General features: G+C 66.1%; 9 protein-coding genes. 6 read left to right on the top strand and 3 right to left on the bottom strand.

The annotated features are described in order from the left end of the window. Nucleotides 1-63: 63 nt before the first annotated feature. The 3 genes from F0Q34_RS21070 to F0Q34_RS21055 all read right to left on the bottom strand — a co-directional run bounded on the left by F0Q34_RS21070 (nucleotide 64) and on the right by F0Q34_RS21055 (nucleotide 4,902). Entirely contained in the window at nucleotides 64-657 is a 594-nt protein-coding gene (locus F0Q34_RS21070; RefSeq protein ID WP_149814346.1) for a hypothetical protein, read from the bottom strand. A 310-nt stretch (nucleotides 658-967) separates the two neighbouring features. Then, on the bottom strand, nucleotides 968-3,754 hold the full coding sequence (locus F0Q34_RS21065) for a hypothetical protein (protein ID WP_161600988.1): 2,787 nt from the start codon (nucleotides 3,752-3,754) through the stop codon (nucleotides 968-970). A gap of 827 nt (nucleotides 3,755-4,581) precedes the next feature. Then, complete coding sequence (locus tag F0Q34_RS21055; RefSeq protein ID WP_149814344.1) at nucleotides 4,582-4,902, bottom strand: Spy/CpxP family protein refolding chaperone; 321 nt, start codon at nucleotides 4,900-4,902, stop codon at nucleotides 4,582-4,584. Between the two features lie 304 nt (nucleotides 4,903-5,206). On the opposite strand from F0Q34_RS21055, the gene F0Q34_RS21050 reads away from it, so the two are divergent. The 6 genes from F0Q34_RS21050 to F0Q34_RS21025 all read left to right on the top strand — a co-directional run bounded on the left by F0Q34_RS21050 (nucleotide 5,207) and on the right by F0Q34_RS21025 (nucleotide 10,363). Then, nucleotides 5,207-5,431, top strand: coding sequence for a cyclic nucleotide-binding domain-containing protein (locus F0Q34_RS21050; RefSeq protein ID WP_149814343.1), 225 nt, complete (start codon nucleotides 5,207-5,209; stop codon nucleotides 5,429-5,431). Between the two features lie 130 nt (nucleotides 5,432-5,561). After that, on the top strand, nucleotides 5,562-6,824 hold the full coding sequence (gene istA / locus F0Q34_RS21045; protein ID WP_149814342.1) for an IS21 family transposase: 1,263 nt from the start codon (nucleotides 5,562-5,564) through the stop codon (nucleotides 6,822-6,824). Continuing rightward, a complete protein-coding gene (istB, locus tag F0Q34_RS21040; protein ID WP_149814341.1) occupies nucleotides 6,821-7,684 on the top strand; it encodes an IS21-like element helper ATPase IstB in 864 nt (287 codons plus the stop codon). The genes istA and istB overlap by 4 nt, the downstream gene beginning before the upstream one ends. A 616-nt stretch (nucleotides 7,685-8,300) precedes the next feature. After that, nucleotides 8,301-8,648 (top strand): TSUP family transporter, encoded by a 348-nt coding sequence (locus F0Q34_RS21035; RefSeq protein ID WP_241665621.1) that lies wholly within the window; start codon nucleotides 8,301-8,303, stop codon nucleotides 8,646-8,648. Nucleotides 8,649-8,984: 336 nt separating this feature from the next. Continuing rightward, nucleotides 8,985-9,194 (top strand): hypothetical protein, encoded by a 210-nt coding sequence (locus F0Q34_RS21030; RefSeq protein WP_149814340.1) that lies wholly within the window; start codon nucleotides 8,985-8,987, stop codon nucleotides 9,192-9,194. A 329-nt stretch (nucleotides 9,195-9,523) separates the two neighbouring features. Then, entirely contained in the window at nucleotides 9,524-10,363 is an 840-nt protein-coding gene (locus tag F0Q34_RS21025; protein ID WP_149814339.1) for an endonuclease domain-containing protein, read from the top strand. The last annotated feature ends 33 nt before the right edge of the window (nucleotides 10,364-10,396 follow it).

The following is a 10,396-nucleotide window of genomic DNA, read 5'->3' as shown; positions in this document are numbered from 1 at the left end:
CTCGGCGAGTGCGGCACGAAGGCCTGATTGAGCCATGCTGGAAGGGGTGTCCGATGGATGCTGTCAGGCGGCAGCGGCGCGGAATACGCCGCCATCCTTGCCCTGCGGAGTTTCCACTTCGTAGTCGGCCTCGATCGGTTGTCTGTGCACCGGCGTCTTCCAGGGCACCGCCCTGGAGTTGATGATCGCGTACTTGCCGATGAACTTCTCCTGTTGCCGGAAGCTGCGCAGTTCGACCGGCTCCCCGCGCTGGTAGACCAGCGCCGCGGAGCGTCCATCCTGACCTGCCTCGCCCAGCGTCTGCACGATCTCGATCGTCGCATGGCCGCGCAGCGCCTCCCAGAAGCTGGCGGAATGCCGCAGCTTCCACTGGCCGACCCGCACGGTGTGACCCGCTTGGCTGTCATAGGCGAAGCTCCGCCCGTCGCCTTGCACCGAGACATCGCCCAGGCCCGCGGCGCTGCCACTCATCCGGCTGCCCGACATGCTGCCTTCGACCCTGAACTCGAAGGGCAGGCGAAGCTGGCGCCAAGGGTTCGGCGCCGGCATCTGCCGCAGCAGTTCCGCGGCATCCTCATGCCGGAAGGTGTCCTCCTGACCGTAGATGATCCGGTCGACCACGGCGGCGAGCAGGAAGCGGTTGTCGAGGCTGGGCATCCGGAACAGGGCTCCCTCAGGCAGGTTCGTCCAACCTAGCCTGAGCTTAAGGAGGAACCACGCCAACTTTCCGCGAAGACAGGGACGATGCGGAGGCACGGGGCGGAGCGGCGTTTGCCATGCTGCGCGGTGAGTTGGAGCTGGCGATGTCCCTCCAGCGCCGACCTGACGAGCGATCCGCCACAGGAGCCGCTGAAGTCTTGCAGCGCCTGAACAGAGGAAGTGCGGCCGGCTGTGCAAGCCGAACCTAAGTACCGTCGCGGAAGAGGAAAGGTGTCATCCACACCGTTTCCTGCATCCGCGCCCAGCGTCAGACCCAGATGTCCTGCCCGCCGAACCCGGCCGCTTCGGTCGGCCGGTACTCGCCGGACCAGTTCTGCAGGCCTTCGAGCCGTTGCAGCCCGCCGGCATACATGTTGACCTTCCAGACAGCGTTGGGGTTGCCGTCCATGGACGCCGCCGAGAACACCACGCTGCCGTCGGCGAGGACGTTGACGTAGTCAGGCAGGTGACCCGCATTCCAGGTTTGGCTGCCGGCGATCCGGATGGTACCGGCCGACGTGCCATCGGTGACCCAGAGATCGGCCCTGGTCGGTATGCTAGGATCGCCCTCCTGGTTCAGGAACAGCGCCCGCCCGTCGCCCAACGAGACGAAATCGGTCAGGGTGCTAAAGGTGAGCACATCGTCCGCGATCACCTGGGTGCCGCCCTTGGTGCCGTCGGTGACATAGAGGTCGGCGCCGCCTTGGAAGATCACCAGACCGTTGCCAAGCTCCGTCAGCTTGGTCTCGCCGGAATGTTTGCCGCCGATGGTCTGTTCCGTCGGATCGAGCAGCTTGAGGGTTCCCTCGACGGTGCCGTCGGTGACGAAGAGCGACTTCTCATAGGTGTTGGCCATTGTCCGGTCGAAGTCGGCGAAGACCCATCGGCTGCCCTCGACCGCGTGGTAGTCCTGCTGCCCGAACCGGCCACCCGGCCAGGTGGTGCCCTCCGCGGTTCCGTCCGTGACGAACGCCCCGAAATCCGTGCTGACGATGGCCTTGGTGCCATCCGCCGACAGCGTGATCTCGCCCATGTTGAGGAGCTCCGTGCGGGGAACCTGCTGGATCAGAGTCGTGCCCTCCTCGGTGCCGTCGGTGACCCACAACTCCCGGCCAGTCAGGCCGGTCCCGGAGGAGAAGATGTACTTTCCGCCATTCAGCGCGACGACGGCCGACGGGTGTGCGCTGTCAGGGCCTTGCGCCTGGTTCGTCACCAGCCGCGTGCCGCCATGGGTTCCGTCCGTCACCCAGAGCTCGTAGCCCGTGATGCCGTCACTGGCGGTGAAGAACACCCGGCCATCAGGAGTGGCGACGAGGTTGGTGGGACCGTAGGTGCCGTCGCCGGTGCCAATATCGCGCAGCATGCGGGTGCCGCTCTCGGTGCCATCAGTGATCCACAGCTCGCGACCATGGATGCCGTCATTGGCGACGAACACCACCTTGCCGTTGGACATGGTGGTCAGCTCGGTCGGGTCGGAGCCCTTCAGGCCGCTGTTGATGTCCTTGAGCAGGCGGCGTTCACCAAACTGGCTATCGGCCCCCCAGATTTCCTTGCCATGGGTTCCCTCGGCATTGACGAAGACGTAGCCGGCCACGGGCTTCGGCGGCACGGGACCAGGCTGCTCGGGCTCGGACGGAACATCCGGCCCGGGTGTGCCGGGAACCTCGGGCACCGTCTGGCCACCTTCACCCACCGCGACCGCCTGGGCGTCACCGTTCCAGGCCTGGACGTCCCGCAGCCGCTCGACGAGACCCGTGCCGAGGTCGATCTTCCAGGTCATGTAAGCGCTGCTCGGTGTCTCCCTGGACGTCAGCACGACGGTGTGGTCGTCCAGCATCGATGCGGTGCTTGGGAGCGTCCTGGGATTGTCGGTGCTCATGGCCGAGATCAGGCGGGTACCCGCCTCGGTGCCGTCGGTGATCCACAGGTCCGAGGTGGTGTAGTGACCGAACTCTCCGGGTTTGTCGGAAACGGTGAAGTTGTCGCCGTTGACGAACAGGGCCCGGCCATCCGGCAGCACCAGGAAATTCTGTGCCCAGTAGCCCGTCAGGCTGCCCTCGGCGATGATCCGGGTGCCCGAGGCCGTGCCATCGGTGACGTACAGATCCCGGTCCTGCGGAAAGACGACCAGGCCGTTGCCGAGCGCGTAAAGGTCCGAGGGCGCTCCGGGCGAGCCGGTGTGATCCAGGATGATCTGGGTGCCCTCGCGCGTGCCGTCAGTCACGTAGAGCGCCTGGATGAAGTCACGGTCGCTGTTCGGACCCGTGTAGAACTCCTTCACCACCCAACGATTGCCGGCGGTACCAACCGGCGTTCCCCACATTGTCACGGGGGCACTGTCCGAAACCTTGACGGTCCCCTCCACCGTGCCATCGGTTCGCCACTCGCCGAAGGCAAGCCTCCAATCGGCCGACGGGATTCCATCATTCCCATCGCTGCCTTGGAAGTAGGCGTTGCCCTCCCCGTCGATGCGGGAGAACTGCATGCTAGAGCTTCCGACCCCGGGAATGGCATCGGTGAGGCGATGGGTTCCCCCCGCCGTGCCGTCGGTCGACCACATCTCCGTGCCATGCACACCATCATTGGCCATGAACAGCAGCCTGCCATTGGGCAGCACGATCAGGTCGGCGATGTTCGAGGCCGCGCTCCCGGTGAGGATGTCCTGCAGGAGCCTGGTGCCGACGGAGGTTCCGTCCGTCACCCAGAGCTCGCGTCCGGTCCGACCGTCATCGGCAGTGAACACCACCAGACCGTTCGGCAACAGCGTCAGGTTCTCCGGGCCACGGGTTCCGTCGCCGCGGCCGATGTCCCGCAGCATCCTGGTTCCGCCCTCGGTGCCATCGGTGATCCAGAGCTCGCGGCCGTGGATGCCGTCATTCGAGACAAAGAGGATCTTGCCGTCCGGCAGACGGGTCAGTTGGCTCGGATCCGAGCCTCTGAAGCCCGGATTGATGTCCTTGAGCAGGCGGCGCTCGCCAAACTCGCTGTCGGCAACCCAGAGTTCAAGTCCGGTCGCGGCCGTGCCGTTGATGAAGACGAAGCGGGGAGAGGCCATCATTGTATCCTGCTGCGGGCAGCAAACCGGCCCGGTGCCGGCATTCCGTCAACCCGCAGAAGGAAAAACTCCGCCCTTCGTGAAAATCCGTCAATCCATCTGAAGTTGAACAATTCGCACGGATAAGATAATCAACTCACAGTAGCATACTTGAAGAATATAAGTACCGCGGGGTCTGGTTGGTATCCGGAACGCGGACCAGACTGAGTAGCCGATAATGACCCGTGCCACGGTCAGTCAGCGTCCAGCCGTTCTTCCTATCTCCGGATCAACTTCAGCGCCCGGCCGATGCGCCGTTCCATCCGACATAGGAGAAACAGCACTATGCCCATCAGGATTATCTGGGCCACCACCAGGAGCATCGTGACGTCGATGGTGGCCAGAAGGCGAGCTAGGCGACGTGGACAAAGCTGATCCACATTCGGATGGCGGCGAGTTGGACAAAGCCGAGAAAGCTGCTGGCGGTTTGATCGTAGCGGGTGGCAACGCGGCGACAGTTCTTCAGGCGGTTGATGCAGCGCTTGATGCGGTTGCGTAGGGCGTAGAGGGGCCGCTGGGCGCTGTGCTGGATGCGCCTGTGCGCTTTGTTGGGGTCTCTGGCTGTCAGACACTCTGCGCTGTTGTGCCAGGGATGCAGCTTCTCGGGGTGTCCTGTCGGGTGAAAACCCGATCAGGTATGACCAACAAGGTTGGAAAGCGGACATAGACGGCGCTGCATTCCAACTGCCGCTCAGCGCCCATATCGGACACCAGGATGCCAGACCAAACACTCTGAAGCGGACTTGGTCGACTGGGGTTCCAAGGGTTACGATAGGGCTTCAGCGCCCTCACCTCGCTCCAGAATAGCCCCGCAGCCGCGCGTAGGCTTCCCGCTGCTCTGGCTGGAGCACGTCGCGCATGGCGATGTGCGTCACGAGATGCACCTTGCGGAGCCTGCCGCTCAGAGCGCCGATGGAGGTGGTCAGGGCCGCAAGTTTCCCTGCCTCAGCCGTCCCGCTCGCGAACAACTGGTCCAAATCGCCCTCCAGTGCGACGATCCGTGTGCCGAGGGTCCGTGCTTCCGCGACCATGCGGTCGCGGAGAGCTTCCGCCGTCCTGCGTTGCTCGGGCGTCAGGCGCAGGGCATTGGCATGCTCCAACACGTGCATGGGCCCAGGATAGCCGTTCAGCTCAGCCGCGAGGCCCAAGCCCATCCCGCGTCCAGCTAGCAGAGCCGTCATGCTCTCTTCGGAGAGGGCTTTGATGCGGCGCCCCTCCAACGCGGCATAGGGCTGGGGCGGAGCACCGCCTTGCGTGGCGCCGTGGTGTGGATGTCCCCCTTGCGCGCCCGTGTGCTGGGCTGAGACAGGGAACGCGAGGACCATGCCCAGGGCAAGGATCGGGAGTGCGGCGGAAGTGGTCATTGGGGACGGGTAGCGCGGAACCGGCGACACCCACTATGACCATGGTCATATGGATGCTGATCTTCTCCAATCGCTTCCTCCCGGCCGTGACCGCCGCTTGGCGCGCGGTGAGATGTTGTTCCGGGCAGGCGACTCGGCCCTGGGCCTCGTCCTTGTGCATGAGGGCGTGCTGGAGCTGGCCCGCACCTCGCCAGAGGGGCGCCGGCTCGTCCTGCACCGCGCCGGAGCAGGTGACACCTTTGCCGAGGCGAGCCTGTTCGAAAGCCATCTGTAGACGCCGGTTGAATACTTCCCAGAGGTGCCGGCGGAAAAATCCCCAGGTGACCTGACCGGCTGAGCTCCTGGAGGGGCGGCCGGCCGCCCTGATCGCCGATGCTGCCGCTGTCCTATGGGAGGCGGCGTCGGTGATCCGACTGGGAGACGTCATCATGATCCTGGATCTGCACCGGCAGGGCCTGTCGGTCTCCGCCATCGCCCGGCGGACAGGCTTTGACCGCAAGACGGTGCGCAAGCACATCACGCGCGGCCTGGAGCCGCCGGCCTATGGACCCTGGGCACCGCGAACCATGCTGCTGGACCCGTTCGTGCCTTATCTGCGGGAGCGGGTGGCGGCCTTCCCGGACCTCACAGGCCGCCGCCTGCACCGCGAGCTGCGCGAGCGGGGCTACACCGGCGGCTATACGCGGCTGACCGACCTGTTGCGCGACATCCGCCCGGTGGCGGCTCCTGGCTTCGCGCAGCGGTTCGAGACGCCGCCCGGCCGGCAGGCGCAGGTCGACTTCGCGCAGTTCCGCACCGAGTTCACCGGAGAGCCCGGTGTGATGCGCATCGTCTGGCTGTTTTCGCTGGTGCTGGGGCACAGCCGCTGGCTCTGGGCCCGCTTTGTGCTGCAGCAGGACCTGCCCACGGTGCTCCGCTGCCACCTGGCTGCCTTTGTGGCGATGGGCGGCGTGCCGGCGGAGATCCTCTACGACCGCATGCGCACCGCCGTCACCGGCGAGGATGCCGCGGAGGGCATTGCCTACAACCGCACCCTGCTGGCCTGCGCCCGCCACTACGGCTTCCTGCCCAAGGCCTGCCGCCCCTACCGGCCGCAGAGCAAGGGCAAGGTCGAGCGGCCGTTCCGCTATGTCCGCGAGGACTTCTTCCTGGCACGCAGCTTTCGCGACCTTGACGACCTGAACGCCCAGCTGCGGCAATGGCTGGACGAGGTCGCCAATGTTCGGGTGCATGCCACCACGTGCCGGGTGGTCGCCGAGCACTTTGCCGAGGAGCGGCCGCACCTGCAGCCGTTGCCGGCAGGACCCTTCCAGGCAACGCTGCGCCTGGAGCGCCGCATAACCCGTGATGGCATGGTCTCGGTGGACGGCAATCTCTACAGCGTGCCGGACAGCACCCACCGCCGCCCGGTCGAGGTGCACCGACTGGCCGACGCGGTGCAGATCTTTGAGGCCGGCCGGCTGGTTGCCAGCCACCCAGTGCTGGAGGGGCGCGGCCAGCGGCGGATTGCCAGTGGACATCGCCGCCAGCGGTCCCCGGCCAACAGCACCACACCGCGCGAGGAGCTGCTCCTGCCAGCCCGCTCGGGTGAGGTGGTCTCTCGCCGGCCGCTCGAGTTCTATGCCGCCGTCGGACAACGCCTGGCCAACCAGGGCCTGCGGAAATGAGGGAGGACCTGTCCGTCCCGCCGACCCTGGAGCGGCTGCGCCGCCACCTGGTTGGCCTGCGCATGCCGCGCGCCCTGGAGATGCTCGACCACATGATGCGCCAGATCGAGCGGGGCGAGGTCGGCGCCCTGGAGGCGCTCGAGGCCTTGCTGGCCGAGGAACTGACGCTGCGCGAGAGCCGGCGGATCAAGGCGGCGCTGCAGATGGCGCGCCTCAGCACGGTCAAGACGCTGGCGACCTTTGACTTCTCGTTCCAGCCCTCGCTGGACCGGCACCGCATCCTGGCGCTGGCGCAGCTCGACTTCATCACCCGCCACGAGGTGGTGCACCTGCTCGGGCCGCCCGGCACGGGCAAGAGCCACCTGGCCATCGCGCTCGGCGTCGAGGCGGTGCGGGCCGGCCACAGCGTTTACTTCGCGACGCTGGCCGACATCGTGGCCTCGCTGGGTCGGGCCGAGCGGGAGGGCTCGCTGCGGGAGCGGATCCGCTTTCTCTGCCGCGCGTCACTGCTGATCGTGGACGAAATCGGCTACCTGCCGATCAGCAGCGGCAGCGGGAACCTGTTCTTTCAGCTGGTGAACGCCCGCCACGAGCGCGGCGCCATGATCCTGACCTCCAATCGTGGCTTTGCCGAATGGGGCGAGGTGTTCGGTGAGCCGGTGGTGGCCACCGCATTGCTGGACCGGCTGCTGCACCACGCCGTGGTCGTGTCGATTGAGGGCTCCAGCTACCGCCTGCGTCAGCACGCGGATCTGGTGCCGGAGAGCCTGCGCCCGGCCGCCAGCACCCTCGCGCAGGCCCAGCCGCGGCGCCGGGGCAGACCGCCCAAGCCAAGAGGTGCCGATCCCAGCAACGGCTGATCCCCCGACCCAAACTGGGGAATTTTACCTCGGCACTTCGGCACTTCTGAGGATGATTCAGACGGCGTTGACAGCCATCATCACTGCGACGCCCTTGCCGCCGCCCCGAGCCGCGTGACAATCCATTCGGCCACCGAGCTGAGGCGTGCCGCTGAGGCCGACCCGAGCCTGGGCTGGCGTGTCACTGCCCATCTCGCAGCCCGGCTCGTTGCCGAGCGGGCGCGGGCCGAGCGCCTCGCGCTGCCACACGCCGCCGATCGGCTGCTCGATATGCTACACGCACTCCCGCCCGAGCCAGACGGCACCCGCCGGCTCGGACGCTCCTGGAAGTCGCTCGCTGCTGAGCTAGGCCTTTCCCACGAGGCGACCTACCGCGCACTCGCCCGTCTCGAACGGGCAGGCCTGCTGCGGCGCGAGGGCGGCGACCGCGTGCGACTTCCCGCAGCGGTCGCAGCATGATGCCCGCTCGCTCAACTGCCACAGGCGAGGTTTGCGGCACCTTCGGCGCCCTCGGCACTCTGCTGCCGATCCTGCTAGGTGCTGTCACCGCGGTGGGAACCCATTCCCGGTTCGGTTCGTTGCGATTGGGGGGACTTGCCTCCGGCTCCTGCCTGCAATGCTGGTGGGCTCGATGGCTGGGTTCCTTTCCGGGGTGACTGGCGTCGGGGGAGGCGTCTTCCTGGTGCCGCAACTCGTGCTGTTCGGCTGGGCATCGGCTAGGCGCGCCGCTGGCATCTCGGCCCCGTTTATCCTGTTCAACTCGGTGGCCGGCTTCGCTGGCACCTTGCTCGCAGGCCAGCAGATCGCGCCGGGCACAGGCTCCTACGCGGTTAGAGCCATCATCGGGGCAATGCTGGGTACCTCCATCGGTCAGCGCTGGATGCCGGAGCGGGCCATTCGCTTCGTCTTGGCTGCCATCCTGCTGTTCGCAGGCACGCGGCTCCTGCTTCGGTCGGGCAGCTGAGGGTCGAGAGCCTGCCGCATTACCCCTTTGCCGCCTCCTCTTCATGACGACTGAGGCCGCGTCGGGTCGGGAGCAGCCAGTCTCCCTAACCGCCGCTCTCTCGAATATTCAGCCCACAAGCGGATGGGCAGCTTCCGGCCAGCCTCGATCGTTCAGATGGCTGTCAGAAGAATCCGCTTGGGTCGAAGACAGCCCCTCGTCGTCTAGCCACCCGGTGTCCGCCGACCTACCTTCTCACGCATGCCCCGCTCCCCTGCTGCCGACCTGGCCCCCCTCATCAAGCTCCTGCAAGCGGGCGTCCCGCCCGCCCGCGCTGCCACCGAAATTTCTCGCATCTTGGCGATCTGGACAGCCGAACTAAAGGACGACAGCGAGCAGCTCCAGGAGCGGCTATCCGGCTTGGCCGAGCAGCTGACGACGGGGATCGAGGAGATGCATGAGGGCATCGCCGAGGCGAGCGACAAAGGGAAACCCACGCTGCGGCGGATCCTGGCGACGCATGAGGCGGTGCTGGAGGAAGTGCGGAAGGCCCAGGGGGCAGGGTAGGCCTCGTACCACCCTGCCAGAGAGCCTACGGGTGCTTGGCGGCCTCAGGGCTCCCCTGCCCCGCTTCCTCTACCAGCTCGGCCGACCGCGCCAGCAGCGCCCGCAGGTGCCGTTTGAGGCTCCGAGCCTCGACCCCTCGGCCGCCATGGACCGTATGAGCCTCCCGAAGACGCTGTTCCGCTGCCTTGCCGGTTGAAGATAACCCGTCTTTGAACACTACGCCTGCCGAGAGGCTCGGAGCCACTTTCCTCCGCTGCCGCAGTTTCTAGTCTCCCGCCCTGGCGACTGTATGATGCGCTCATCCATGGACTAACGGACGTCATACCGGCATGCGCAGCATTCTTCCCACTAAAGGTACCCTGATCGTCATCGGGGCACTCGCCCTCGGCGGCCTTGTCTTTCCCTATCTCCTTCTGCTGGCCGGCATCCTCACATTCATCGTCCTCCAGGACATGTTCACCCCGCGGCCTGTTCCGTCCCCTCCGGCACCGCCGCGGCCGCCGCCGCGCCGCCTCATCGTGACTGCCGCGGATTCCGACTGGAAGGCGCCCTTTCTAGAATTCTGCGAAAGCCCCGCAGAGGCTACCTTCCTGGAAACGGTGATTTCCGCCTACAGATTGCTGCCAGAGAAAGGTATTCTAAAGGGCAGCGGGCTGAGCCTAGAACTTCAAGTCGAGAAGAAGCCCTACCGTCTGGATTTCCTCGCCGACGGCTGGCTCGCCGTAGAGATTGATGGGGCAACCTATCACTCCTCCCCTGAGGCGGTAGCGGCGGACGCGGTCCGCGACGACGCCCTGCGGTTCCAAGGCTTCACCGTCCTCCGCATTCCAGCAACGATCGTTTTCCGAGACAAGGCAGAGACCATCCGCCGCCTCCGTACCGCGCTGCTCCTCGGCCCGCAGCAGCGTCCGGGGCCTATCTCCTTGCCAAAACCCGCCCCGGCAACCGCTACCGTTCTTCCCGCCGCCGCTCCCATGTCTGCCGTCTCACAATCCTTCGGGCAGCATCTAAATGCTGCCAACTCGGCCGTCGAAGCGTTCAACCGGAAGCTCGACATCGAGGCCGCCCGGCAGCAGGCGTCGGGGCCAGCGCGCATAGCCTTCGAGATGGAGAAAGCTGCGATCACTAGATGTTCAGTCTCAAGGTTTCATGGTGCGGGTCTGATTTGAAACGGTGTGGCTGGTCCGCCCATGCTTTGCAGA

The sequence above is a fragment of the Teichococcus oryzae genome (assembly GCF_008386565.1).
Classification (GTDB): domain Bacteria; phylum Pseudomonadota; class Alphaproteobacteria; order Acetobacterales; family Acetobacteraceae; genus Pseudoroseomonas; species Pseudoroseomonas oryzae.
The sequence above is the reverse complement of the archived record's forward strand: the minus strand, read 5'-3'. Positions and strand labels throughout refer to the sequence as shown.